Source organism: Dyella japonica DSM 16301 (assembly GCF_001010355.1).
GTDB lineage: Bacteria > Pseudomonadota > Gammaproteobacteria > Xanthomonadales > Rhodanobacteraceae > Dyella > Dyella japonica.
Map to the genome: position 1 here is coordinate 17,539 of NZ_JPLA01000036.1, position 25,925 is coordinate 43,463.

General features: G+C 65.4%; 23 protein-coding genes. 10 read left to right on the forward strand and 13 right to left on the reverse strand.

Annotated elements, in window-relative coordinates:
• The first annotated feature begins 3 nt into the window (after window positions 1-3).
• The 3 genes from folK (at window position 4) to Y882_RS13135 (ending at window position 1,982) form a co-directional block, all read left to right on the forward strand.
• The gene (folK, locus tag Y882_RS13125) at window positions 4-486 is read left to right on the forward strand and encodes a 2-amino-4-hydroxy-6-hydroxymethyldihydropteridine diphosphokinase (RefSeq protein WP_046972385.1); all 483 of its coding nucleotides are present in this window, start codon (window positions 4-6) and stop codon (window positions 484-486) included.
• 217 nt (window positions 487-703) lie between these two features.
• Window positions 704-1,015: a hypothetical protein gene (locus Y882_RS13130; RefSeq protein ID WP_046972386.1), complete on the forward strand. Its 312-nt coding sequence runs from the start codon at window positions 704-706 to the stop codon at window positions 1,013-1,015.
• 109 nt (window positions 1,016-1,124) lie between these two features.
• Entirely contained in the window at window positions 1,125-1,982 is an 858-nt protein-coding gene (locus tag Y882_RS13135) for a DUF6159 family protein (protein ID WP_046972387.1), read from the forward strand.
• A 57-nt stretch (window positions 1,983-2,039) separates the two neighbouring features.
• Here the strand turns inward: Y882_RS13135 and Y882_RS13140 are convergent, their stop codons facing one another.
• On the reverse strand, window positions 2,040-2,786 hold the full coding sequence (locus Y882_RS13140; RefSeq protein ID WP_046972388.1) for a pteridine reductase: 747 nt from the start codon (window positions 2,784-2,786) through the stop codon (window positions 2,040-2,042).
• Between the two features lie 58 nt (window positions 2,787-2,844).
• The gene (locus Y882_RS13145; protein WP_046972389.1) at window positions 2,845-3,489 is read right to left on the reverse strand and encodes a hypothetical protein; all 645 of its coding nucleotides are present in this window, start codon (window positions 3,487-3,489) and stop codon (window positions 2,845-2,847) included.
• Window positions 3,490-3,698: 209 nt separating this feature from the next.
• On the opposite strand from Y882_RS13145, the gene Y882_RS13150 reads away from it, so the two are divergent.
• Together Y882_RS13150 and Y882_RS13155 are read left to right on the forward strand one after the other, a co-directional pair.
• Window positions 3,699-5,897, forward strand: coding sequence for a TonB-dependent receptor (locus tag Y882_RS13150; RefSeq protein ID WP_046972390.1), 2,199 nt, complete (start codon window positions 3,699-3,701; stop codon window positions 5,895-5,897).
• A 128-nt stretch (window positions 5,898-6,025) separates the two neighbouring features.
• The gene (locus Y882_RS13155; protein WP_046972391.1) at window positions 6,026-7,219 is read left to right on the forward strand and encodes a class I SAM-dependent methyltransferase; all 1,194 of its coding nucleotides are present in this window, start codon (window positions 6,026-6,028) and stop codon (window positions 7,217-7,219) included.
• A gap of 56 nt (window positions 7,220-7,275) precedes the next feature.
• On the opposite strand, the gene Y882_RS13160 is transcribed toward Y882_RS13155, so the two are convergent.
• The 4 genes from Y882_RS13160 to Y882_RS13175 form a co-directional block, all read right to left on the reverse strand.
• Window positions 7,276-9,267 carry an LTA synthase family protein gene (locus Y882_RS13160; protein ID WP_046972392.1) on the reverse strand — a complete coding sequence of 664 codons (1,992 nt, stop codon included), beginning with the start codon at window positions 9,265-9,267 and terminating at the stop codon, window positions 7,276-7,278.
• A 168-nt stretch (window positions 9,268-9,435) separates the two neighbouring features.
• A complete protein-coding gene (locus Y882_RS13165; RefSeq protein WP_046972393.1) occupies window positions 9,436-10,665 on the reverse strand; it encodes a multifunctional CCA addition/repair protein in 1,230 nt (409 codons plus the stop codon).
• Window positions 10,666-10,827: 162 nt separating this feature from the next.
• Window positions 10,828-11,766, reverse strand: coding sequence for a complex I NDUFA9 subunit family protein (locus Y882_RS13170; protein WP_046972394.1), 939 nt, complete (start codon window positions 11,764-11,766; stop codon window positions 10,828-10,830).
• A gap of 20 nt (window positions 11,767-11,786) precedes the next feature.
• Entirely contained in the window at window positions 11,787-13,859 is a 2,073-nt protein-coding gene (locus Y882_RS13175; protein WP_046972395.1) for a transglycosylase SLT domain-containing protein, read from the reverse strand.
• Window positions 13,860-14,075: 216 nt separating this feature from the next.
• Between Y882_RS13175 and Y882_RS13180 the strand changes: the two genes are divergently transcribed.
• Complete coding sequence (locus Y882_RS13180) at window positions 14,076-15,695, forward strand: glycoside hydrolase family 17 protein (protein ID WP_046972396.1); 1,620 nt, start codon at window positions 14,076-14,078, stop codon at window positions 15,693-15,695.
• On the opposite strand, the gene Y882_RS19360 is transcribed toward Y882_RS13180, so the two are convergent.
• From Y882_RS19360 to Y882_RS13200, 5 genes are all read right to left on the reverse strand, one after another.
• Window positions 15,594-16,043: a hypothetical protein gene (locus Y882_RS19360; protein ID WP_082121108.1), complete on the reverse strand. Its 450-nt coding sequence runs from the start codon at window positions 16,041-16,043 to the stop codon at window positions 15,594-15,596. The genes Y882_RS13180 and Y882_RS19360 overlap by 102 nt on opposite strands.
• Window positions 16,040-16,849, reverse strand: a complete 810-nt coding sequence (locus Y882_RS13185) for an endonuclease/exonuclease/phosphatase family protein (protein WP_046972397.1) — start codon at window positions 16,847-16,849, stop codon at window positions 16,040-16,042. The genes Y882_RS19360 and Y882_RS13185 overlap by 4 nt, the downstream gene beginning before the upstream one ends.
• 125 nt (window positions 16,850-16,974) lie before the next feature.
• Window positions 16,975-17,631 (reverse strand): thiol:disulfide interchange protein DsbA/DsbL, encoded by a 657-nt coding sequence (locus Y882_RS13190; protein ID WP_046972398.1) that lies wholly within the window; start codon window positions 17,629-17,631, stop codon window positions 16,975-16,977.
• Window positions 17,632-17,679: 48 nt separating this feature from the next.
• Window positions 17,680-18,543, reverse strand: a complete 864-nt coding sequence (locus Y882_RS13195) for a thiol:disulfide interchange protein DsbA/DsbL (RefSeq protein ID WP_046972399.1) — start codon at window positions 18,541-18,543, stop codon at window positions 17,680-17,682.
• Between the two features lie 69 nt (window positions 18,544-18,612).
• Window positions 18,613-19,398 carry a c-type cytochrome gene (locus Y882_RS13200; RefSeq protein ID WP_046972400.1) on the reverse strand — a complete coding sequence of 262 codons (786 nt, stop codon included), beginning with the start codon at window positions 19,396-19,398 and terminating at the stop codon, window positions 18,613-18,615.
• Window positions 19,399-19,508: 110 nt separating this feature from the next.
• On the opposite strand from Y882_RS13200, the gene yihA reads away from it, so the two are divergent.
• Window positions 19,509-20,144 (forward strand): ribosome biogenesis GTP-binding protein YihA/YsxC, encoded by a 636-nt coding sequence (gene yihA / locus Y882_RS13205; protein ID WP_046972401.1) that lies wholly within the window; start codon window positions 19,509-19,511, stop codon window positions 20,142-20,144.
• A gap of 39 nt (window positions 20,145-20,183) precedes the next feature.
• Here the strand turns inward: yihA and Y882_RS13210 are convergent, their stop codons facing one another.
• Window positions 20,184-20,678, reverse strand: a complete 495-nt coding sequence (locus tag Y882_RS13210) for a GAF domain-containing protein (RefSeq protein WP_046972402.1) — start codon at window positions 20,676-20,678, stop codon at window positions 20,184-20,186.
• Window positions 20,679-20,800: 122 nt separating this feature from the next.
• Here Y882_RS13210 and bioD point away from each other — a divergent pair, with 122 nt between their 5' ends.
• The 3 genes from bioD to dcp all read left to right on the forward strand — a co-directional run bounded on the left by bioD (window position 20,801) and on the right by dcp (window position 24,214).
• The gene (bioD, locus tag Y882_RS13215; RefSeq protein ID WP_046972421.1) at window positions 20,801-21,472 is read left to right on the forward strand and encodes a dethiobiotin synthase; all 672 of its coding nucleotides are present in this window, start codon (window positions 20,801-20,803) and stop codon (window positions 21,470-21,472) included.
• Between the two features lie 51 nt (window positions 21,473-21,523).
• Window positions 21,524-21,874, forward strand: coding sequence for a hypothetical protein (locus Y882_RS13220; protein ID WP_046972403.1), 351 nt, complete (start codon window positions 21,524-21,526; stop codon window positions 21,872-21,874).
• 135 nt (window positions 21,875-22,009) lie between these two features.
• Window positions 22,010-24,214: a peptidyl-dipeptidase Dcp gene (gene dcp / locus Y882_RS13225; RefSeq protein ID WP_046972404.1), complete on the forward strand. Its 2,205-nt coding sequence runs from the start codon at window positions 22,010-22,012 to the stop codon at window positions 24,212-24,214.
• Between the two features lie 402 nt (window positions 24,215-24,616).
• Here dcp and Y882_RS13230 read toward each other — a convergent pair whose 3' ends face one another.
• On the reverse strand, window positions 24,617-25,771 hold the full coding sequence (locus Y882_RS13230; protein ID WP_211259178.1) for a hypothetical protein: 1,155 nt from the start codon (window positions 25,769-25,771) through the stop codon (window positions 24,617-24,619).
• Between the last annotated feature and the right edge of the window lie 154 nt (window positions 25,772-25,925).

The window sequence follows — 25,925 nt, forward strand, 5'->3', positions numbered from 1 at the left end:
CCGATGGCACGCGTCTATCTGAGCCTGGGTTCCAACCTCGAGCCCGCGCGTTATCTGCGTGCCGCCATCGATGAGCTGCGCACGCGCTTCGGTGCGCTGTCGGTGTCGCCGGCCTATCGCAGCAAGTCGGTGGGCTTCGATGGCGCGGACTTCGTGAACCTGGCCGTGGGGCTGGACACGGAGCTTTCCCCCGAAGCACTCAACGACTGGTTGCACGCGCTGGAAGACCGTCATGGCCGCCGCCGCGATGTGCCGCGCTATTCCGATCGCACGCTCGACGTGGATATCGTGTTGTACGACGACCTGGTGCGCCAGGGCGAGGGTCACCTGGATATTCCGCGCAAGGAGCTGCGCCATGCCTTTGTGCTCAAGCCCATCGCGGATATTGCGCCGGAGCTCAGGCATCCGCTGAGCGGCCAGACCATGGCCGCGTTGTGGTCGTCGTTTCCCGCCGATAGCGAACCGCTGGTGGTCGAGCCGTTGTAAGCGTTCGTGCACCCGGCGTGCGCTGATCATTCAACGCGGGCTTGGTTGCTCTGCTAGCGAAGGCATTTCGGACTCGTCCGATATCCCGCGAATTTCCTGCGAATTACGCTTTGGCCTTCGAGCCGGCCCATCGGCGCTGCGCGCTTGATGTGCGCTGCGCAGCTGTGCATCCGCCACACCGGCATGCAGTGAACGCACGCAGAGTCAGCAGGGAAGCATGTCCAACCCGCGCAAAGATGTCGCATCGATCCGCTATGTGGTCTGTCCGCATTGCCAGAGTGCAGCCGCGCATGGCATCCGGATCTGTTCCGGCTGCGATGCCGCCGTGAGTTACGGCACGCCGCTGGTGCTGGTCGTCATGACCTGCGCGGCGGCGGCCTGGCTGGGCTTCAAGGCGCACCGGTTCTTCTACGATTCCTGGCTGCTGGTGCTGTTGCTCGCCGTGATTGCGGCCGGCGGCGTGCTGACCCTGCTTTGCGAGGCGTTCGATGAGCGCGTGGTGTTCCGTCGCAGGCGCCGCTCCTGGTAACTGGCCATCCCGGCCTGACATCGGCCTGACACCAGCGGTGTCAGCACTGTCCCCGCAACACAACTAATGCTAGAAACCTCCCCACCTAACATGGAATGGGGGTAGGGATATGGCAGGTCGTTTTTCACGCAGCTGGGGCCTGATGAAGGCCAGTGCGGACGTGTTGCGTTCGGACAAGTCGCTGTTGATGTTTCCGCTGGCTTCCAGCATCTGCTGCCTGCTGGTGGCGGCAAGCTTCCTGGTGCCGATCATCGTTGCATTGGTGGCATCCGGTGCGGCTGTGGAGCAGGGTCATCGCATGACCGTCGGCGGCTATGTGCTGTTGTTTCTGTTCTACCTCGTGCAGTACTTCGTGATCATCTTCTTCAACACGGCACTGGCTGGCGCTGCGCTGGCCCGCTTGCGCGGTGAGCCCACCAGTTTTGGCGAAGGCATGGCGATTGCACGTTCGCGCATCGTCAATATCTTCGGCTATGCGCTTATCGCGGCCACCGTGGGCCTGGTGCTGCGTGCCTTGCAGGAGCGACTGGGTTTGATCGGTCGCCTGGTTGCCGGCTTCCTTGGTCTGGCCTGGACGGTGGCGACCTTCCTGGTCGTGCCGGTGCTGGCCAGCCAGGACGTGGGCCCGACCGAAGCGATCTCGCGCAGCGTGGACCTGCTCAAGCGCACCTGGGGCGAAAACATCATCGGCAACGCCGGCATCGGCGTGGTGTTCGGCCTGTTGATGTTCCTCGCCATCGTGGTGGGCGCACTGCTCGTCGGCGGCGCCTTCGCCACGCAGTCGATCACCGCGATCATCGCGGCGATCGTGGTCGTGGTAGTGGGCCTGACCATGCTTGGCCTGATCCAGGCCTCGCTGCAAGGCATCTACGCCGCTGCGCTGTATCGCTACGCCGAAGATGGCGAAGTGGGTCATGGCTTCGATCAGGCGATGCTGGAGCAGGCGTTCCGGCCCAAGAAGAAGTAATTCGCCTCAGCTGATGCATCACAAAAGGAAAGGGCGCTGCGGCGCCCTTTCTCTTGCTCACACGGAAAGCGTGCGCCCGCCATCCACGCGGATGATCTGTCCCGTCACGAACGGCGAGTCTCGCAGCAGCCACAACACGGCACCGGCGACGTCATCGGGCGAGCCGGCGCGCTGCAGCGGCGTGCGCGCAAGCATGGCTTGCTGATCGTCATACGGTTTGCCGTCGCTCGGCCACATCACCGCGCCGGGCGCCACGCCGTTGACGCGCACGTCCGGGCCCAGGTCCAGGGCAAGCGAACGCGTCATCGCTTCCAGCGCCGCTTTCGCCATGCAGTAGATCGGATGGTTGGCCAGCGGGCGTTCCGCGTAGATATCCACCAGGTTGACGATGGCGCCGCGGGCAGCGCGCAAGGCAGGCGTGGCCGCCTGGGCGAGGAAGAACGGCGCCTGCGCGTTGGAGGCGAACAGTTCGTTCCACTGCGCCGGTGTCGCCGTGCCCACGGGCGTGGGATAGAACGCCGAAGCGTTGTTGACCAGGGCGTCCAGACGTCCAAAACGATCGAGTACGCGCTGCACCACCCCGGGCAGGGCATCGAGATCGGCCAGCTCCGCCTGCACGATGCAGGTACTGCCGCTGCGCTGGCGCTCCAGCGAGGCAGCCAGCAGTTCCGCATCGGCCGCCGAGTGGCGATAGTGCAGCGCCAGGTCGTAGCCTGCCGCATGCAGCGTCCGCGCGATCACGGCACCGACGCGTTTCCCCGCGCCGGTGATCAGGGCCACCGGGCGCTCGTGCTGAGTATTCATGCGTGGGCTCCTGCGTGACGCAACCAGACCGCGAGCTTGCCGCAAAGCACTGGCGGCGTCATCCCGCCGGCGCCGTGGTGTCCGCGGGAGCGGCGTCAGCGGTGGCCTGGGTCTCGAATGGCGTACTGAACATGGCGATGGCGGTGCGCGCCACCTGTCCCGTGTCGTAATACGCGTAACTGCCCACGCCGACGGCACCGACCACCGGTATCCAGCGTGAGATGCCGCTGCCCACGGCGCGCTGGGTGACCTTGATGCCGACAGTCTTGGCCACGCGCTCGATCACGGACGTGGTGACGCGGCGAAACAGCAGTCGATCGCCCACGCGCACCACCAGATCGCGGAAGGCCTGCGCGGCCGTGTGCCGGAACAGACACCACAGCATCTGCTCACGCCCCAGTTCCGAGTGCTGGCCATAGGCGGCCGCGATGTCGCTGACCATCTGCGCCTGGATCTTCCAGATCGCCACCACCTCCGGCAGCACGGTGAGCCAGCCCAGCGGGCCCGGCGGCAGCGCCAGCGAGCCGGCCGTGAGGCCGGCGCGTTGCTGCGCGCGGACGGCGAGGCGGCGGGCCTCCTTCTCCGGATCGCGGGCGCCGGGCACGTGGCTGTCGGGAATCTGGCTGACGAAATCCAGGATGGCCTGGGTCACGCGGCCATGGTCGGCGATGACGGCCGGTAGCTGATCGGGAGACTTGGACATGGACCGGGCTCGGTGGGCGGCGGCTGCCGCGCGACGCCCCAGTCTAGGCCGCCCGGGTGAAATCTCGCTGAGCCCCGGGGCGGGGCCGGACCTGAACGCAGGAACTTGCCTGGCAGGGCATGACTTCTGGGGCAGGCGGGGTCTGGTCTAGAATGGCAATGTTATAACGTATCGAAAATAACAACGACCGCCCCCTTCCCGGATACCCAATGAAACGTAGCCTGCTTGCCGTGAGTCTTGCCGTTGCCTTTGGCGCCGTCCCCGCCGCCTACGCCCAGACCAGCTCGACCCCTGACACCAGCACCGTCAACGCACCCACGGCCACCGATGGCAGCGACGCGAACGCCACCGGCGCGACCCGCAACCAGCCGGCCAAGGTGAAGCAGCTGGGCACCATCGACGTGAGCGCTGCGCTCGACCAGTCCCGCAATTCGCTGTCGCCGGACACCGGCAGCAGCCAGTACGTGATCGACCAGAAGGCGATCCAGCAGCTCCCGCTGGGCGACTCGACCCCGCTCAACCAAGTGATCCTGCAGGCGCCGGGCGTGGTGCAGGACTCCTACGGCGGCGTGCATGTGCGCGGCGACCACGCGAACCTGCAGTACCGCATCAATGGCGTGATCATCCCCGAGTCGATTTCCGGCTTCGGCCAGACCCTGGACGCACGCACCATCCAGAGCGTGAAGCTGCTGGACGGCGCGCTGCCCGCGCAGTACGGCCTGCGCACGGCGGCGGTGGTGGACATCGACACCAAGAGCGGGCATGACCTGGGCAACGGCGGCAGCGTCGGCATCACCGGCGGCTCCTACGGCACGCTCAATCCCAATGCGTCGCTGTGGGGCAGCAACGATCGCTGGAGCTGGTTCGTCACCGCCAATTACATGGAGAACGACGTCGGCATTGAAAACCCGACGGCGAGCAAAACGCCGATCCACGACCACACCAACCAGGTCAAGGGTTTTGGCGACGTCTCCTACCTGATCGACGACAACACGCGCATCAGCTTCATGTTCGGCGCGACCAACAATCGCTTCGACATCCCCAACAATCCGAACCAGACGCCGCAGTTCGGCTATCTGGACACGGTCGATTTCAACTCGGCCGATCTCAACGAGCGGCAGAAGGAGCAGACGCGGTTCGGCGTGCTCTCGCTGCAGGGCAAGTGGGGCAAGACCGATTACCAGGTGTCGCTGGGCCAGCGCTACAGCCATGTGGGTTTCGATCCGGACGAGATCGGCGACCTGATGTTCAACGGCGTCGCCTCCACCATCAATCGCACCAACCGCGCCGATACGCTGCAGGCGGATTTCTCCACGCCGCTGGGCGAGAGCCACACCTTGCGTTACGGCATCTACGGCGAATTCGAGCGCGGCAACATCAGCAACAACTCGTTGACCTTCCCGGCCAACCCGGATGGTACGCAGGCCAGCACCACGCCGATCGCGATCTACGACGCCACCAACCTGCTGGCGCGCACCTGGTCCGCCTATCTGCAGGATGAGTGGAGCATCGGCGACAAGTGGACGGTGAACTACGGCCTGCGTGGCGATCGCTATGAATTGTTCCGCACCGAAAGCCAGCTGAGCCCGCGCCTTGGCGTGGTGTATCAGGCTACCGACAGCACCACCATCCACGCCGGCTATTCGCGTTACTTCACGCCGCCGGCAACCGAAGTGATCGACGACAGCAATATCGCGCGCTTCAACGGCACCACCAACCAGCTGCCCAGCGGCGGCAACAATCTGCCGCTGTCGGAGCGTTCGAACTACTACGACCTCGGCATCCAGCAGCAAGTCGGTTCCACCCTCACGCTGGGCCTGGATGCGTATTACCGCCAGGTGAGTCGTCTGCAGGATGAGGGGCAGTTTGGCGCGGCGCTGATCTATTCCAACTTCAACTACGAGTTCGGCCGCATCCGCGGCCTGGAGTTCACCGCCAATTACGACAACGGTCCGATCACCGCGTATTTCAATGCGTCGTACAACCGTGCGATGGGCAAGCGTGTGATCACCGGCCAGTACAACTTCAGTCCCGAAGACCTGGCCTATATCTACGACAACTACATCCATCTCGATCACGACCAGAAGCTGACCTCGTCGGGTGGCATCACCTATTCGTTCACCAAGACCACGCATGCCGGCGCCGATTTCATCTTCGGCAGCGGCCTGCGCAAGGACGGCCTGACGCCGAACGGCGAATCGCTGCCGTACTACTTCCAGCTCAACCTCAACGTGGGCCACGACTTCACCTTCGACAGCATCGGCACGGTGAAGACGCAGCTGGCGCTGATCAATGCGCTCGATCGCACCTACGAGTTGCGCGACGGTACCGGCATCGGCGTGGGCGCACCGCAGTTCGGTCCGCGTCGCGGCGTGTACCTGAGCCTGCAGAAGGACTTCAGCTTCTAACGGATCGCCGTTGTCCGCGGCGCCCAGTCAGCTGGGCCGATGTCCCCGCCATAGCCGGTCTCCCCCCCCTCACGAGGCTATGGCGGGGCATGGGTTAAACTTCGCCTGTTTCCCCGCAGGCAACACGCATGTCCTCCCGACTCCCCGAACCCGGCGCCGACGAGCGCGCCCACTCCGACCGACTGCTGACGCGCCTGCGCGAGGAAATCGCCGCGCACGGACCGATGCCGTTTTCGCAGTACATGGAGCGTTGCCTGTACGCACCGGGCCTTGGGTACTACAGCGCCGGCAAGACCAAGTTCGGCGAAGCGGGCGACTTCATCACCGCGCCCGAGCTGGGCGAGTTGTTTGCACGCTGCGTGGTGAATGCCACGTATCCGGTGATCGAGATGCTGGGCGAATCGGCCGACTTTCTGGAGCTGGGCGGCGGCAGCGGTGCATTCGCCGAGGCAGCGTTGAAGGCGTTTGCGGCGAGCGGCGCCGTGCCGCGCCGCTATTACATCCTCGAACCCAGCGCCGACCTGCGCGAACGCCAGCGCGAGCGACTCGCGGCCGCGCTGCCCTCGGAGCTGTTTGCGCACGTGCTGTGGCTGGATCGACCGCCGGAGCAGGACTGGCAAGGCGTGCTGTTCGCCAACGAGGTGATCGACGCGCTGCCGACCACGCGCTTCACCATGCGCGCCGGCGAAGTCTACGAAGAATACGTCGCGCTCGATGGCGAAGGCCGTCTGATGCGCGTGGATCGGCCTGCCGATGCCCTGGTGTCGGGCGCCGTGCGTCATGTCGAGCGCGATCTCGGGGCGGAATTTCCGGAAGGCTATCGCTCGGAGATCCTGCCGCAGCTGCCGTACTGGATCCAGGCCATCGCCGGCGCGCTTACCGCTGGCGTGATGCTGTTGATCGACTACGGCTACGTACGCCGCGAGTACTACTTGCCCGAGCGCAACGACGGCACCTTGCGCGCGTACTACCGTCATCGCTCGCACAACGATCCGCTGTATTTGCCGGGCCTCAACGACCTCACCGCATCCGTCGATTTCACCGCGCTGGCCGAGGCCGGCAACAGCGCCGGTTTCGGCGTGGCCGGCTATATGCCGCAGGCCCAGTTCCTGATCGGCAGCGGGCTGCAGGACGTCTTCGGCGTGGCATACGAAGAAGCTGCCGACGAAGCCGCGCGCTACGACCTGGCGCAACAGGTCAAGAAACTCACCCTGCCCGAGCAGATGGGCGAGCGCTTCCAGGCCATGTTGTTCGCGCGTGGCATGGACGTGCTGCCGTTGCCGGCTGACGTGCTGGAGGCGGACCAGGGCGACCGGCTCTGACGTACTGATTTCCTGTATCGCCAAAAGAAAACGCCCGCATCATGCGGGCGTTTTGCTTAGTGGGTGCTGGAAGCTGGCGCTGGCGCCGCAGGCTGCACCGGCGTGTTGTCGTCCGGTCGCTTGACCAACTGCCCGTGTTTGAAGAGCGATGCGGCGACTTGGTAGTAGGCGGTGGCATCGTCCACCTGGCCCTGGTCGACCGGCGTGTTCGGCACGGCGTCGCCGTTGTCGAAGTTCGGCTTGACCTGCTCCAGCTTGCGCTGCGGTTCGAGCACGGTGAGCACGTCGCCATGCAGGTAGCCGAGCTTCTCGTAGGTGGCCGGGAAGGCACGCTCGCGGCCCGGCTCAAGCTGGAAAATATCGGCGCCGAAGAAGCGGCTGCGGTAGCTGAAATTGAGCAGGCCCATCACCGTGGGGATGATGTCCACCTGGGCCATCTGCCGCGACACGCGTTGCGGCTGGATGTGCTTGGGCGAATAGATCCACAGCGGGATGTGATAGCGGTTGATCGGCACGCTGCTGCGGCCCGCGCTGGAGGCGCAGTGGTCGGCGGTGATCACGAACACCGTGTCGTCGAAGTACGGCTTCGCCCGGGCGCGCTTGATGAAGTCGGCGATGGACCAGTCCGTATACGCCACGGCCGCCTCGCGCGTGCCGTTCTTCTGCGGCACGCGATTGGCCGGCACGGTGAACGGACGATGGTTGGAGGTGGTCATGATGTGCAGGAAGAACGGCTTGCCCTGCGCCTGCGCCTCGTCCATCTGCTTGAGCGCCAGCGTGTAGAGATCTTCGTCCGCCACGCCCCACACGTTTTCGTGGTGGATCGTCTCGCCCTTGCCGATGTCGTTGCGGTCCACCGCGCGATAGCCGTTGTGCGCGAAGAAGTAGTTCATGTTGTCGAAGTAGCCGTAGCCACCGTAGACAAAGTCGGACTGGTAGCCGCGGTCATTGAACACGTTGGCGGCCGAGAACAGGTTCTCGTTGTTGTGCGCCTTGACGATCGAATCGCCCGGCGTGGGCGGCACCGACAGCGACAACGCTTCCAGGCCGCGCACCGTGCGCGTGCCGTTGGCGTAGAGGTTGTCGAAGAACATGCTCTGGTCGATCAGCGCATCGAGGTTGGGCGTGATGTTGCCGCGCTTGTTGCTGAATTCGGAGAGGAAGTCGGCCGACAGGCTCTCCACGCTGATCAGCACCACGTTGAGGTGCTTTTCGGGACCGGCATGGCGAATCTCGCGCGTGAGGTCGTGCGGATCGCTGCTGACGTAGGTGGCTTCGGGCGTCTTCACCAACTCGCGCACGCGCTTGAATGCCTCATCGTCGGGCAGGGTGCGATAAAAGCGCGAATAGTCCAGGTGGCTGGAGCGGAACGCGGCGAAGAACTCGAACACGCCATTGCCGGAGAGTTCGTTCACATAGGTGTTGTCGGTGCGGTCCTTGAAGGTGCCCTTGACGCCGACAGCCAGCACCACGGTGACCACCAGCCACACCAGCACCACCTTGCTGCGCTGGGCGAAGCGGGTACCGCTGTCGCGCGCCTGCAGGCCGCTGCGGCTGAGCCACACCACCACCAGGGTGGCGATGGCCAGCAGGCTGATCCAGGTGCCCAGCGGGTAGGACTCGCGGATATTGCCGATCACCTCGGTGGTGTAGACCAGGTAGTCGACCGCGATGAAATTGAAGCGGGTGCCGAATTCAGCCCAGAACACCAGTTCCGAGGCAGCGACGAACAGCAGCCCGAACAACATCACCGCGCCGCCCACGTACATCGCCCATTGGCCCGCGCGCGACACGTAGAGCCGTTGCGGCACCAGCCACAGGTACAACAGCAGCAGCCAGGCGAGGAAGACGAACACGATCAGGTCGTAGCCCAGTCCGACGCCGAACGCATAGCCCCAGTACAGCGGGTTATGCGGCACGCCGTTGCCGGACATGTAGAGCAGCACGATGCGGGTCAGCGCACCGATCAGCACATAGCTGATGGCCAGCCACCATAGCGGGCGAAACCGCTGTCGCAGCGGCGAGGTCGATGGATTGGCAGTCGGCACGGAAGACTCCGGAAAAGCTGGGATACGAGGGCCTGGCTGCGAAGTGGCCTGGCGGGATCGGCGACCGCGTTTATACACGGAAGCAGCCGACTAGCGACAAGCGGACAGACTTGTGACTGATAACCTTACTTGGAACTGGCTTTCATCTGGCTTTGCTGGTGGCCGGACTCAGTCCGCGCTGCGATTGAGGGCGGCAATCGCAGCGACCCGGGCCGCCGTCATCGCCTCGCCGATCGCCGGCCCCTGCAGGCCTTGCGCCACGATGGCATCGGAGCGCACCGCCGCCGCCGCGTCGCGCGCACGCTGGAGATAGCCCGCCTGCGGATAGGCGTCATCCTGGTGCCCCAGGCGCCCGCGCTTGTCCGCCGCGCAGGCGGCGAGGAACAGCGAGAGGCGATCGGGCCGCCGCAGCGCATCCAGCGAGGTCAGCAGGCGCAGCACCGTCGATGGCTTCAGTTCGAAGGCGCGGTGCACGTTGAGGTGTTCGCGGCACACCAGCTCGGCGAGCGTGGCGTGTTCGGTGGGCACCTTCAGGCGCGCCACCAGCCGCCGCAGGGGCGCCACGCCGGCATGCTCATGGCCGAGATGGCGTGGCAACACATCGGCGGGCGTCAGCGCCTTGCCCAGGTCGTGGGTGAGCGCGCAGAAGCCCACCACGTCATTGCCAGGCGCCAGCTTCGCCGCCATGTCGAGCACCATTTCCACGTGCACGCCGGTATCGATCTCCGGATGGAACTCCGCACGCTGCGGCACGCCGTACAACGCATCCACTTCGGGAAACAGCACGGCAAGCGCACCCGATTCACGCAGCACGCGCAGGAACGCCGACGGCTGGGCTTCGCCCAAGGCCTTGCGGGTTTCCTGCCAGACGCGCTCGGGCACCAGGTGATCGACCTCGCCATCGCGCACCATCTGCTGCATCAGCGCCATGGTTTCCGGCGCCACCGTGAAACCCAGCGGCGCAAAGCGCGCGGCGAAACGCGCCACGCGCAGCAGGCGTACGGGATCTTCCACGAAGGCCGGCGATACATGTCGCAGCAGGCGTTGTTCCAGGTCGCGCGAGCCGTTGAAGGGATCGACCAGCTGGCCGTCCTCGGCCTGGGCGATGGCATTGATGGTGAGGTCGCGCCGCGCCAGATCCTCCTCTAGAGTCACCGTGGGATCGGCCTGGAAGGCGAAGCCGTGATAGCCGTGCCCGGTCTTGCGCTCGGTGCGGGCAAGCGCGTATTCCTCGTTGGTCCTGGGGTGCAGGAAGACCGGGAAGTCCTTGCCGACCGGACGATAGCCCTGCTCGAGCATGTCCTCGGGACGTGCGCCGACCACCACGTGGTCGTGGTCGGTCACCGGTCGGTTGAGCAGTTGGTCGCGGACGGCGCCGCCGACGAGGTAGATGCGCATGCGGGGATTCTGCCACGTTGGGGCGAAACGGCCGGCGAATCGTGTGGGAGGGCTGACCTGTGGGAGCGCACCCTGTGCGCGACGGCCCAGCGATGAGGCAAGGTCAGTCGCGCACAGGGTGCGCTCCCACAAGGAAGGTCCCACAGGGCATCGACAGATTGGCTAGCGCCCGGCGGATCTCGCCAGATCCAGCCTCCGCTGGCGCGCCGGTATGTTCAACAGCACTGGCAACCATGCCGCCAGCGGCTGAGGGGTGATCCCCAGCGCCGCATAGCCATCCACCTTGCCCACCGAATCGGTGCGCAGCGAGCGGAAGTTGTCGAGCGAGAACGGCTTGCCCGGCATCAGCTGGGCCACCTGCGCCTGCAGTCGGCCCAGGCTGTCCGGCAGCGCGATGATCGGGGTGCGCAGGCCCATGGTGTCGCGGATCATGTGCACGATCTCGCCCAGCGTCAGCACGTCCGGCCCGTACAGCTCGAAGCTGCGGTCGACGCCGAGCTTGTCGTCGCCGATGCAGCGGGCCATCGCTTCGGCCACGTCGCCGACCCAGGTCGGCGCCATCTTCGACGGTGCGCGTGCCAGCGGCAGCGCAGGCATCTGGCGCAGCAGGCTGGCGAAACGCGATACCAGGCCGCCATCGGCGCCGAACATCACACTCGGCTGGTAGATGGTCCAGTCCACGGAGGAATTGCGCACCTGCGCTTCCGCCTCGCCCTTGCTCTTGAGGTATTGCGACAGGCCCTGGCCCGCCTTGAGCGCGCTCATGTGGTGCAGGCGCGACACACCGGCCGCCTGGCAGGCGCCGAGCACGCGCTGGGTCAGATCCACATGCGCGTGCTGGAAGGTCTGATCGCCGAACGCATTGAGGATGCCGACCAGGTTGATCACCGCGTCGGCGCCTTCGAACTGCCGGCGCAGCGCATTGGCGTCATACACGTCGACACTGCGGATGCTCACGCCAGGCAGCACGCCCATCGCACGCCGCTGTTCGCGATTGCGCGAGAGCAGCACGATGCGATGGCCATCCCTGACCAGCCGCGGCAGCAGATGCGAACCGACGAAGCCGCTGCCGCCAAGCACGACCAGTTGTTTGGATGTCAATGTCACTCGGTGTCTCCGCCTCAATGCGTACTGCTGGCTGCAGCCGGTGCTGCCATGCTGCTGGCGGGGGCAGCTGAACCTGCCTCCGCAGGCGTCGGTGGTGCCACCACCGGACAGGTCACCAGCTTACGCTCACTGCGGCTGTCCGGCAGCGTATACGTCTGGCCAATCGGCGTGAGCCGCTGCGACAGCGTGACGGCATTGCCATGCTGGCGCCAGTCGTAGATCACCGCGAAGGACATCACGCGCGCCACGTACTCGCGTGTTTCCTTGAACGGAATGGTGGCGATGAACAGGTCCGGCGGCAGCGAGCTGCGCGCCTCCAGCCATTGGTCCACCTTGCCCGGGCCGGCGTTGTACGCCGCGCTGGCGAGCCATGGCGCGCCGTTGAAGCGCGCCGCCATCTGCGCGAGATAGCGCGTGCCCAGGATGATGTTGGTGATGGGGTCGTACAGCGAGTCCCCGCCGGTCCAGGTGACGCCGTTGCGCTTGGCGACCAGCGCCGCCGTCGACGGCAGCAACTGCATCAGGCCGCGCGCATCGGCGCCGGAGCGTGCATCGGCCATCCAGGCGCTTTCCGCGCGAAGAATGGCGTAGGCCCACGACGGGTCGATACCTGCTTGTTCGGCCTGCGGCACCAACCCGTCCTGGCTGGCCAGCGGGAAGCGCTGCTCGTAGTAGCGCAGCGCATCGCCCGTGTTGAAAGTGAACACCGCGCGGTCGTACCAGCCACGACGATAGGCGAGGTCGACCGCCTGTTTGAGCGTGTCCGCATCGGCGCCATCAAGCGCCTGTGTCCATTCACGGCGCGCCTGTTTCGGCAGACCCACCGCATAGAGTTCGAACGCGCGCAGCAAGCCCTGGTTGGCGAGCAGGGCACGCTCGCGCTGCGCGTTTCCCTTGAGTTCGATCTGGCAGATGCCGTAGGGCACCTTGATGCGATCGGCCGCGAGAAAACCGAAGAACGTCGGCTCCTGCGCCAGGCTGGTCAGCACCTGCTGCGACTCGGCGCTGCGATTGGTGGCGGCGAGCGCACGTGCGCGGAACCAGCGCCATTCGCCGTCCTGCTGTTGCGTGGCCGGCATCGCGTCGATGGCGGCGAGCGCTGCGGTCCAGTCTTGTTGCGCCAGGGCGGCGCGCACGCGCCATTCGCGGCTGGTGTCGGTCTGCACCGAGGCCGGCAGCGCGATCAGGCGCGACAGTGCATCGGCGTCGTAATCGGTGGCGTGGAACAAGGCCAGCGCATACATCACGCGATTGCGCTGCTCGGGCGTGAAGGCGAAATGGCTCTGCAGTTTCTGCCACGCGATGTCGGCAGTGACCGATTGGCGCCGCGCCAGCCGTTCCAGCGCGAGCGTGGCGGCTTGCCGGTTGCGCGATGTGTCGGGCCACTGGTTCGCCGCCACCACGGCAGCACCGGGATCGCTCAGCGCGGAGGCGATGCGTCGTGCGGAGTCGGCCTGGTCTGCCGGCAGCCAGCCGGCGATGGCGTTGATGGTGCCGGGCTGCACGGCATCGGCGGCGCGGTCGATGCGATCCCACAGGCGTGGTTCGGTGAGCAGGCCTTGGTCGTGCGCTGCGCTCAATACAGGATCGCAGGCGCTCGGCAGTTTGGGCTTGCTCCATAGCGCGGCGAGGTCGCGATCGAAATCCAGCTGCGCGCCCTTGCTCAGCTGCGCCTGCAAGGCATTGCAGGTGAGTGCATCGCCCAGCCCCGGCTGGTACATCGCAAGAAACGTGTCCCAGTCCTGCCGGCGCGCCAGTTCGGTGAGGAAGTCACGGCGCAAGTCGGCGGCAGGCAGCAGGCCCGGATAGCGCTTGAGGTAATCCTCGACCTGGGGACGCTGGATCTGGCGGATATCGTGCGTGAGCGCGGTCGCTTCCAGATAGGGATAGAGCGGGTAGTCCTGCAGTGTGCTGGCCGCCGTGCGCCAGCCATCGCCGCCTTGCTGGGCTGCGGCGTAGGCCTGCTTGAATGCCGTGCGCTGCGTTTCCGTGGGCTCGGCGGCCGAGACCGCGCCGACCAGCCACAGGCCGGCCACCAGGATGAGCAGGCGGCGGGCGACTTGCCGCGGTGCTGCGTGCAGGGACATGACGACTCCTTTGCCAAGACCGACGCAGTGATGGTCGCGGTTCCGCAGGGGCGGCGCGCTGCGCGGGACTGCGCAGAATGGCCAATGCCCGCTGAGCGTGACGTGAAACCCAGGGCGCGACCCGGCCCACGCACATGGCGAGGGCGCAGCGCCTGTTAGAATTCGCCACCCACGAGGCGCCGCATCCGGCGCTTGAGCCACGCTCTTAGGAAGCGCATGTCGCCATCGCCCTCGCCGTCATCCCGTGTTGCCCTGCTGGCATGGTTGATCCTCGTCGTGGCCATGCTGTCCGGTGCAGCGTGGTGGTGGCAGATCGGACGCCCGGTGGCGCTGCCCGATGCACCGACTGCACGCATCGCCTGCGTGTCCTATGCGCCGTTCCGCAAGCCGGGCGAGACACCGCTTGATCCGCATGCCTTTGTCAGCCCCGAACGCATCGATGCGGATCTGAAGGCCTTGTCCGAGCGCTTCGATTGCGTGCGCACCTATTCACAGGGCTTTGGCTTGAATGCGGTGCCCGCGATCGCGCAGAAATACGGCATGAAAGTGCTGATGGGCATCTGGCTCGGCCGCGACCTGGCGCTCAACGACCGCGAAGTGACCATGGGCATCGCCACCGCCAAGGCATATCCACAGGTGATCCGCGGCGTGATCGTCGGCAACGAAGTGCTGCTGCGCGGCGAGCAGTCGCCCGAAGCGATCGCCGCCTACATCACGCGCGTGCGCAGCGCGCTGCAAGAGGTGCACGTGCCGGTCACCTATGCCGATGTGTGGGAGTTCTGGCTGCGCTATCCGCAGATGGCCAACGTGGTCGACTACATCACCATCCACATTCTCCCGTACTGGGAGGACGAACCGGTGCCGCCACAGGATGCGCTCAAGCATGTGGCGGACGTCTATGCGCAGATGAAGGCCCGCTTCTCCGGCCGCGCCGTGATGATTGGCGAGACCGGTTGGCCCAGCCAGGGCCGTCCGCGCCGCGAGGCGAGTGCGAGCCTGGTGAACGAGGCACGTTATCTGCGCGAGTTCCTGCTGTATGCCGGCAGCGTGGACATGCCGTACAACGTGATCGAAGCGTTCGACCAGCCGTGGAAGCGCGAGCAGGAAGGCACGGTCGGCGGTTATTGGGGCATCTTCGATGTCAACGCGAAGCCCAAGTTCAGCATGCAGGGCCCGGTGGTCGAGGAGCCGAACTGGATCGCCGGCTGGATCGCCGGTGCAGCGGGCGCCGTGTTGTTCCTGCTGGCCGGCATCTGGCGTCGCGGCCTGGCCAACACGCGCAGCCGCGTGGCGCTGATGCTTGCTGGCTTCGCCACCGCAACGTCGATCGCGTGGCAGGGTCGGCGCATGCTGTTCGATTGCCGCAACCAGCTGGAATGGCTGTTTTCCGGCCTGCTTTGCGCGCTGGCCTTGCTGTCGGCCATCTACCTGGCGCGCCGCATCGCCGCGCGACTGGCAGGTGCCGCGATCCAGTTGCCGGATCGCCGTGTGCGTTTCCTGTGGATGTTCGGCCTGGCGTTCTACGACTTGCTGCTGGTCTTTGACGGCCGCTATCGCGATTTCCCGCTGGGCCTGTTCTGGCCGCCGGCGGTGGGCTTCATGATCGCGGCGTTGATGGAATCGGCCGGCAACTGCGTGGTGCCGATCATCGAGGAGCGCTTCATGGCCTGCCTGCTGCCGCTGCTCGCTGCGGTGGTGGTGGCGCAGGAGATCGGACTCAACCCGTCGACCTGGCTATGGCTGGCTGTGAACTTCGCGACCGCCGGCGCCGTGATGATCGAGTGGCGTCGCGCCGTCCGACTGCAGGCGTACCAGTCGCAGGCAACCCACCAATAGCGCGAACGCACCCGGCGCAAAGCAGTACAGCACCACGGCGACCACGCCGGTCGCCGCGGCAAGCCATGCTGCGAACGGGTGCTTCCAGCTCAGCGCGAGCACGGCGGCCGCCAGCGCGACCCAACCGTAGATGCCCATCTGATAGCTGTAGCTGGCGGACATGCGCAGCGGTGCCAGCACAAAGCCCATCACCGCGGCATGGCGCGCATCGCAAGTGAGCGAGCGCGCGGTGTCGCACAGGTGCGCGACGTCGACCGATTCGACCAGTCCATAGCGCAGCGCATATGCGATCGCGCCAAGCAGGATCAGGGTCAACCAGGGTAGGGCAAGCGATACAGCGCGTTTCATCGACGGGTCCGGTGCGGGCGTGGAGCGATATGGCTGGGAAGGCGGATCTCGGCCGCGATCGGCAGATGATCGGAGAACGCCTGCGGCAACGCCCACACCTTGTCGAGCTGGATCTTTTCGGAGGTGAGGATGTGATCGAGCGCGCGCCGCGGCTTCCAGCTGGGAAACGTCGGCGTCGATTGGTCTGGCGGCACCAGGCTGGATGTGGCGAACAGGTGCTTCATCTCCGCACTGCGCACTTCGGTATTGAGATCGCCCATCAGCACCGCATGCGGAAAATCCTGCAGCACCTCGGCAATGAAGCCCAGCTGCTTTGCACGCGCCGGCGCGCTGAGCGAGAGATGCGCGATCATCACGGCCAGTGCATCGGCGCCGTCGCCAAAACGCGCGAGCAGGGCACCGCGGCCGGGAATGCGGCTGGGCAGCGGATAGTCGAGCACGCTGCTGGGCTCCAGCCGACTGATGAGACCATTGGCCGAATGGGCCAGCCGCGCCATCGGGCGATTGGGCTGGTGACTCCAGAACGGCATGCCGGCCGCTTCGGCCAGGTAACGCGTCTGATTGAGGAAGCCCGAGCGCAGGCTGCCGGCGTCGGCTTCCTGCAGGCCGATCACGTCGAACTGCGGCAGCACCTCGGCAAGGCGATCAAGATTGTCCAGCTTGCTGCGGCCAGGCAGCACGGCATTGAGGCTGCGCGTGACGTACTCGCTGTAACGCTGCACGCTGGCGCCCGCCAGGATATTGCAGCTCAGCAGGCGCAAACGGCGTTCGGTGGCCGGGGCGGGAGTGGGTTCGGCGCGCTTCATGGGGCGGAAAGGGTAGTCGCAAAAGGGTGATCGCCGCCATCGTGGCGGCGATCAGACTGGAGACAGACCCTGAGGATGCCCGGTCGGTTGTGAACGCGGGGAAAGTCCCGCGCCGCCGGCGGGGCTTACTTGGCGCCGCTGAGCTCGCGCTTGGCCAGCCACTGGGCGACGGCGGACAGCTCGGCCAGGGTCTTCACGTTGGCGGTGCGGTACTTGCCATCGACCACGATGGTCGGCGTGCCGTCCACCTGCCACTGCTTGACCAGCTCGGCGTCCTTGCGGATCTGCTGGGTCACCTCGTCGGAGCTGGCGATGCGCATGAACTCGTCACGCTTCACGCCGTGCATCGCATAGAAATCGGCCAGCTCATCGAGGTTGGAGATCGGGTAGTGCTCGTCGAACTTGGCCTTGAACAGCTCCAGGTGCGTCTGATCGAGCACACCGAGCTTCTTGGCGGCGTAGTAGGCACGGGCAAACGGCAGCCATTCGTCGCTGAACACCGCCGGCATCAGCTTGAACGTCACGCCGGTCGGCAGCTGCTTGCGCATCTGCTCGGCGATCGGCGCGAAATGCGCGCAGTGGATGCAGCCATAGGAGAACACCTCGACCACCTCGACCTTGCCTTCATTGCTGAGGCGGTGCGCCGGTGCCGGCAGCGTGACGTATTCGGTGCCGTCGGTATAGGGCGCGGCTTCGTTGGAGCCGGTGGCGGTGCACGCCGTGGCCAGCAGCAGGCCGGCGATCAGGCTGAAGGCGCGCAGGGAAGCAAAACGCTTGAACATGGGGCGGATCTCTTTCGGTGGCGTCGGATGGATGTCGATGCGCGCGGCTTACTTGCCGGCGGCTTCCTTGGACACCAGCCACTTGGCGAGTTCCACGGCCTGCTCGTAGCCGCCGGCCGAACGCGCGGTGAAACGGTACTTGCCGTTGACCACGATGGTCGGCGTTTCTTCCACGCCGTAGGCCTTGAGCATTTCGTCGGCGCGCTTGACCTTGGTGTTGATCGCAAAGGAGTTGGCGACGGCGGCAAATTCTTTCGGATCGGCGCCGAACTTCGCGTAGACCTTGGCGGCGTCGTCGATGGTGGGCAGCGCCGACGCGGGCTTGAGACCGGCGCCCTGCATGGCGCTCAGCTCCTGCGACTTCCACACGGCGTCGTACATCGCGTCATTGGCCTTGTCGGCCACGCCCAGCGCCTGCGCGGTGAGGAAGGCGCGCTGCAGCATCGGCCAGTTTTCCTGCGGCATGAAGGAGGCCGGCAGGTAAGCCACGGCAGCGTCGGCCGGCAGCTCCTGCACCAGCTTGTTCATGGTGGGATGGAACTGGTTGCACGCCGGGCAACCATAGGAGAACACCTCGGCCACTTCGATCTTGTCGGTGTTGCTGACCTTGGCCTGCACCGGTTCGATGCGGAAATAGTGCTTGCCCTCGACCCACTTGCCATCGTCGACGAACGGCGTGGCCGGTGCGGCGGGCGCTGCCGGTGCCTGCGCAACGGTGCTGGCAGCGGCCGGTGCGGCGGTGCTGGCGGCGGCCGGAGCCGCGGCGGTGGCGGCAGCAGCCGGCTGGGCGGCGGGCGCGGTGGCTGCCGGCGCCGGGGTCGGCTGCGGTGCCTGGCTGGCGTTGTCGTTGTTGTTGCTGCAGGCGGCGAGCGCGAGCAGGGCGGTACACAGGAACGACAGACGCTTCAGCATGGTGATCCTCAATACAGAGTCTTGGCTCGGAACGGACACGCCGGCCAGTGGCCGGCGTGTCATAGACATTTACTTGGCGGCGGAAGTGCCCGCACCTTCGGCGGCATGCAGGCCTTCGACGTAGCTGGCGACCGCGGCGATGTCCTTGGCGTCCAGCTTGGCGGCGATGCCCGGCATGATCTGCGAGTGGGCGTCGTCGCCCCACACGGTGCCGTCGTGCCAGGCCTTGAGCGTGGCTTCGATGTACTGCGCGTGCTGGCTGGTGAGCTGCGGATACATCGCGCCCGGATTGCCGCGGCCATCGATGCTGTGGCACGCCATGCAGGCCGGCACGCCCTTGGCGCTGTCGCCCTGGCGATAGAGCTGCTCGCCGCGCTCGACCAGCGCCTGGTCAGCTACGCCCGGCAGCGAGGTCTTGCTGGCGAAATAGGCGCCGATGTCGTGCATGTCCTGTTCGGACAGCGGTGCCACCATGCCCATCATGATCGGGTTCTGGCGCTTGCCGGACTTGAAGCTGTTGAGCTGGTGGACGATATACGCCTCGCTCTGGCCGGCCAGCTTGGGGTACTGCGGATCGGCGGAATTGCCGTCGATGCCGTGGCAGGCGCCGCACGCGGCGGACTTGCCCTGGCCAGCGGTGGCGTCGCCGGGCTTCACGGAGGCGGTCGCCTCAGCCGGCTTGGCAGCGGCCTCGGCAGCAGGCGCCGCAGCGGCTGCGGCAGGCTTGGCGGCGGTGCTTGCCGGCGCCGGATTCTTGGCTTCCTGCGCCAGGATTGCTCCGGAAGACAACGCAAAGACGAGGACTACGGCATAACGAACAACAGCGGGCCGAAAACCGGCAGGCCGAAAACTCATACACTTGTCTCCCGAAAAACTGCTATGGCTGCACGGTTCGCGCTGGCCAGCGCGTCCGCAACTGGCAGAAACTACCGGATTATCTCTGCGCCACCATAGCCGGTCAAACCATGTCCAATCCATTGCAAGGCGCCCAGTTCGTACTGGCTGCCCACCGAATTTCACAACTTCCGACCGACAGCGGCGCGGAGGTGGCGTTTGCGGGTCGCTCCAATGCCGGCAAGTCGAGCGCGCTCAATACCTTGACCGCGCATCGCGGTCTGGCGCGCACCTCGAAAACACCAGGTCGAACCCAGCAGATGGTGGCGTTCTCGCTGCCACCACAGACCCTGGGCGAAGGCCCGGACGCGTTGCCGGCGCGACTAATTGACCTACCCGGCTATGGCTACGCCAAGGTGCCCGAGGCCTTGCGCGAGCACTGGAAGCAGGAAATCGATGCCTATCTGCACCAGCGTCGCAGCCTGCGCGGGGTCGTGCTGATCACCGATATTCGCCATCCGCTCAAGGACTTCGACCGGATGATGCTGGAGTTCTGCTTCGCCACCCACCTGCCTTGCCACGTGTTGCTGACCAAGGCGGACAAATTGTCGCGGAGCGCGGCGGCGCAGGCGCTGATGGCGCTGCGCAAGGTGTTGTCGGCCAGCGAAACCCAGGCCACGGCGCAGATTTTTTCCTCGCAGACGCCCACTGGCGTGGAGGAAGCGCGCGATATGGTGATGACGCTGCTCAATACGCCGCGGGAATAAGCAACGCGCCGGACACCCGGCGCGAGCTTTTCAACAAGCTCAGCGCTTGTCGACCGCCGCCATGAAGACCGCGCAAAGCGCCTCCATGCCGGCGCGGTCTTCCTCGTCGAAGCGGGCGATGGACGGGCTGTCCACGTCCCACACGCCGAACAGGCTGCCGTCGGCGCGCACCAGCGGCACCACGATTTCCGATTGCGAGGCGGCGTCGCAGGCGATATGGCCGTCGAACGCATTCACGTCGCGCACCACCTGGGTCTGGCGCGTCTGCGCCGCCGTGCCGCACACGCCGCGGCCAAGCGCGATGCGGATGCAGGCCGGTTTGCCCTGGAACGGACCGACGACCAGCTCGGTGCCGTCGTAGAGGTAAAAACCGCTCCAGTTGAAGTCGGGCAGGCTGTGATAGATCAGCGCGGCGAAATTCGCTGCATTGGCGATCACATCGGGCTCGCCTTCCAGCAGCCCACGGGCCTGGGCGCACAGATCTTCGTATTGTTCGCGCTTGCTGGCGTAGGCCTGGGTCTTCACTTCGTACATCGATCGACTCCTGTGGAGCCCGTGGATCGCGGGGATCTGTCCAGGCGGGCCGCCGTAAAGCACGTATTATGCGCCTGCCGGGCGGCACGGGAATGCCGGGCGCCACCATTCAGGGGATGGCCATGTCGACACTGTTCATTGCAGGCACCGATACGGGTGTCGGTAAAACCCATGCCACCTGCACGCTGCTGCATCTGCTGCGCGGCCGCGGCAATCAGGCCTGTGGCATGAAGCCGGTGGCCAGCGGTTGTGTGGAGACACCGCAGGGATTGCGCAACGACGATGCGCTCGCCCTGCAGGCGGCCAGCAGTTCGCCGATGCCTTACGAGTGGATCAATCCGGTGGCCTTGCGCGAGCCGCTGTCGCCCCATCTGGCCGCGGCGCACGAGGGCGTCGAGATCCGTCTCGCGCCGCTCTACGAGGCGTTCGAGCGCTTGCGCGGCATGCACGACGATGTGCTGGTGGAGGGCGTCGGCGGCTGGCTGGTGCCGCTGTCGCGCAGCCTGTTGGCATCGGATATTCCGCGTCAGTGGCAGCTGCCGGTGATCTTGGTGGTGGGCTTGCGGCTGGGCTGCATCAATCACGCCTTGCTGTCGGCGCGTGCGATCGCCACGGATGGTTGCCGCCTGGTCGGCTGGATCGGCAATCACATCGATCCGGACATGGATGCCGTCGACGAGAACGTCGCCACCTTGCGCCACCATCTGCCGGCACCGTGCCTGGGCATACTTCCGCATGGCGTGGCGCCCGCCGCGGCCGCCGCTCATCTGGATCTCACGCTGGTCTTGGAATGACGTTCACGCGAGGCGTGCTTGGATAGCGCGTCGACACGGCAGGAGGCAGCCATGGCCATACGCAGTCACTACTATCTTTCGGTCGCCGACCTCGCCCATGCGCGCGGACCGGTCGCCTCATTGAGTTACGACGGCGCCGGTCCCAACGATCTGGCTGCTGCGGTGCAGAACGCCATGCGCAGCACCGATCTGTTCGAACGCTGGCGCGCCATGCAGGACGAGCCCGACGAGGTCGACCCGTCGTTGGGGGCGGTCGATCCGCAGGCCACGGCCAGCGCGCGGGTCAGCGATCTGCGCACGGACATGGATCTGATCACCGAACTGCCGATGAGCATCGTGCGGCAGCGTCTGAATCTGCTGATCGGCAACAGCTGGCAGCTGCGCGACATGCGCAAGGCCTGAAGCGGCCGTCCCATGCTGCGGTTGCGTCATCGCCGCCGCCTATGGTCCAACGACCCAGTACTTCCAGCCCTTGGCACCCGTGCCGGGCTGTGGTTAGTCTCGGCGTCCGTTTGTATGTTTCCATGGGGAACCCCGATGCTTCGTCTTCGTACGCTTGTCATAGCCACGTCCATTGCGCTCGCCGCCTGCTCGCAGCAGTCGAACGAGCAGGCCTCGCAGCCCGCGCCCGCCAGCACCGCGCCGGCCAAGGCTTCCACGGTCGCCGCGCCCGGCGGCGAAGTGAGTGCAGTCAATCCGTTCCTCGAACCCAGCACGCTGCCGTTCCAGGCGCCGCCGTTCGACAAGATCAAGGACGGCGACTACAAGCCGGCTTTCGAAGAAGGCATGAAGCAGCACCTGGCGGAGATCGAAAAGATCGCCGACAACGCCGATGCGCCGACCTTCGAGAACACCTTCATCCCGATGGAGAAGTCGGGCCAGCTGATGCAGCGCGTGATGCAGGCGTTCAACGCCGTCAGCGGCGCCAACACCAACGAGACCCTGCAGAAAGTGCAGGAAGAAGAAGCGCCCAAGCTCGCCGAGCATCAGGACGCGATCTTCATGAACGACAAGCTGTTCAAGCGCATCCAGACGATCTACGACCAGCGCGACTCGCTCAAGCTCGATCCGGAATCCAAGCGCCTGGTCGAAGTGACCTATCGCAACTTCGTGCACGGCGGCGCCAAGCTGTCCGATGCCGACAAGGCCAAGCTCAAGGACCTCAACAAGGAAGAGTCCACGCTGAGCACGCAGTTCACCAACAAGCTGCTCGCCGCCACCAAGGCCGGTGCGCTGGTGGTGGACGACAAGAGCAAGCTCGACGGCCTGTCCGAGGGCGACCTCGGGGCCGCGGTGGAAGCGGCCAAGGCACGCAAGCTCGACGGCAAGTGGGTGCTGCCGCTGCAGAACACCACGCAGCAGCCGGCGCTGCAGAACCTCAACGATCGCGCCACGCGCGAGCAGCTGTTCAAGAACTCGTGGGACCGCGCCGAGAAGGGTGATGCCAACGACACGCGCGACATGATCGCCCGCATCGCGCAGATCCGTGCCGAGCAGGGCAAGCTGCTGGGCTTCTCCAGCTACGCTGCGTGGAAGCTGGAAGACCAGATGGCCAAGACGCCGGAAGCGGCGATCAACTTCATGGACAAGCTGGCCCCGGCTGCCACGGCACGCGCCGAGCGCGAGGCCAAGGACATCCAGGACGTGATCGACCAGCAGAAGGGCGGCTTCAAGGTCGAGGCGTGGGACTGGAACCACTACTCCGAGCAGGTGCGCAAGGCCAAGTACGATCTGGACGAGTCGCAGATCAAGCCGTACTTCGAGCTGGACAACGTGCTGCAGAACGGCGTGTTCTACGCCGCCAACCAGCTCTACGGCCTGACCTTCAAGGAGCGCAAGGACATCCCCGTCTGGCAGCCTGACGTGCGCGTGTTCGAAGTGTTCGACAAGGACGGCACCTCGATGGCGCTGTTCTATTGCGACTACTACAAGCGCGACAACAAGAACGGCGGCGCCTGGATGAGCAACCTGGTCGACCAGTCCAAGCTGATGGGCACCAAGCCGGTCATCTTCAACGTCGCCAACTTCACCAAACCCGCGCCGGGCCAGCCGGCCCTGCTGTCGTTCGACGACGTGATCACCATGTTCCACGAGTTCGGCCACGGCCTGCATGGCATCTTCGCCAACACGCAGTATCCGAGCCTGTCGGGCGCCAATACCGCGCGCGACTTCGTGGAATTCCCGTCGCAGTTCAACGAGCACTGGGCCACCGATCCGAAGATCTTCGCCAACTACGCGAAGAACTATCAGACCAAGGAGCCGATGCCGCAGGAGCTGGTCGAGAAGATCAAGAAGGCCAAGACCTTCAACAAGGGCTACGACATGACCGAACTGGTCGGCGCCGCGTTGCTGGACATGAGCTGGCACAGCCTTAGCGCCGATGCGCCCAAGCAGGATCCGGACAAGTTCGAGATGGACGCGCTCACCAAGGCCAAGATCAACCTGAGCTACGTGCCGCCGCGCTACCGCTCCAGCTACTTCCAGCACATCTGGGGCAACGGCTACGCCGCCGGTTACTACGCCTACCTGTGGACCGAAATGCTGGCCGACGACGCCTTCCAGGGCTTTGTCGACAAGGGCGGCATGACCCGCGAGAACGGTGACCGCTTCCGCGCGATGATCCTCTCGCAGGGCAACACGCAGGACCTGGCCACCATGTACAAGAACTGGCGCGGCAAGGACCCGAGCATCGAGCCGATGCTGCTCAACCGTGGTCTGAAGGAAGCGCCGCAGAAGAAGTAAGGCCGCAAGGCATGCTGTGACGAAGAGGGCCGGTTCTGCCGGCCCTCTTTCTTTTTTTGAACGGCTCGCGCTGCCCGATCGCAGCCGCCGCGCAAGTATCCACGGACATGCGTTCGTCGGCCGGCTTCATCATCGCCGCATGCGAGATTGCTTCATGGCTGCGCTGTGCGCCGCGTCCTGCGGCGTGCGTCGATCGCCATCGCCGCGCTGGGTGCCATCGCAGGGACGCAAGGCAGCGAGCTTTCCCGCACGCACATCGGGCATCCATGACACTGTGACTGCGTGGACCTGCCCGATCAGTTACCCGAGGTGCTGGCGCCGAGGTGTTTCATCGGGGCGCCACCGCGGGGCGGGTGCTGCGCAAGCGCTACCTGGTCGGTTTTATCATCAACCGTGCGGTCTTCAGACCAGCTTCGATGAGTAGAACAGCATGGCCATGGGATAGGCCAAAAAGACCGCGCAGACCGTGAGCCCCGTCTGAAGTGCCAACGGCAGACGGCGCATCAGCACACACGCTGGAAGCAGCAGGGCTTCAGCACGATAGATGCTTACGCCGCCACCCATGACCAATGGAAACAGCCAGAAGGTCAAGGTAAAGAGGGTAAGCAGGAGATCCTGGCGCGTCATTTCCATCCGCCTCCAGAGCATCGAGATGACGATGCTCATCACCAGGATCGCCACCAGGGCGCTTTGCAGCGCGGGGGCAACGGACCTGGTCCACGTGCTTGGCTTCGCCGCCAGCGGCGCGAGATTCTCTCGCAGCGTATGCCATGGATTGTGCAGGCCGTGGCCGTACTTTGCCTGGACTTTGAAGAAGGCGGCCCATTGGCCGACTTCGAGCTTGTGCAGTGCCAGCACCGCCGCGAAGCCAAGCAGGCTCAATGCTGCGGCGATCATGCCTGCCCTCAGCTTGCCCGACGGGTGGCGCTGAAACTTGGCGAGCAGTGCGAAGGCAAACGCCACGGGGGCGACCAGGAAACCCGTGGAGTAACTGAAGGATGCGAGGGCACCGGCGGCCCCGGAGGAAAAGGGCTGGTGTTCGAGCAGATAACACAGCGACAGCGTCGCGAAGAACGTGAACACCGAAATGGGAAATACGGCGTGGTAGTAGATGTGGCCGGGGAAGAAAGCCGCCAGGAGCAGGCACAGGAAATTGCGATGACTCCACAGGCCACCCAGCAGCTTCTCCCAGACGAGCCAGAGGGTTCCCAGCTGGAAAAGCGCAGATAGCACGACGCCGGCAAGCATGGCGCCCATGCCGGTCCAGGACGCTACACGGATCATCAGCGGATAGCCCGGAAACCATCCGGCATTGCCGCACCAGGCATTGGGGTCCATTCCGGGCACGCTGGCACAGGAAAAGAACTCGTAGCCCTTGTCGGCGATGGCGAGGTAGTGTCCGGAGTCCCAGCGCGCCTCCATCGCCGGATCCATGGGATTGCTGGCGCCCGAGTGCAGGGCGGCCATCCCCATCACCAGGTGGACGAGCAGCATCGCCATCAGTGGCGGGGCCCAGGTCCGGGCCACATCCCGCAATATCTTCCCTTTCGTTTCCATGCCACGACCAGATCTTCAAATTGCCCGTGCGCCCATCGAAAATCATTGCGATTCGATGAGTGACATTTCCTACGGGCTACTGCTTGTCCTTGCGCCCGACACAACTGTCGGGGCGCCCCCTTTCAAGGCTCGCTGACGCCATGGATCGGCAAAT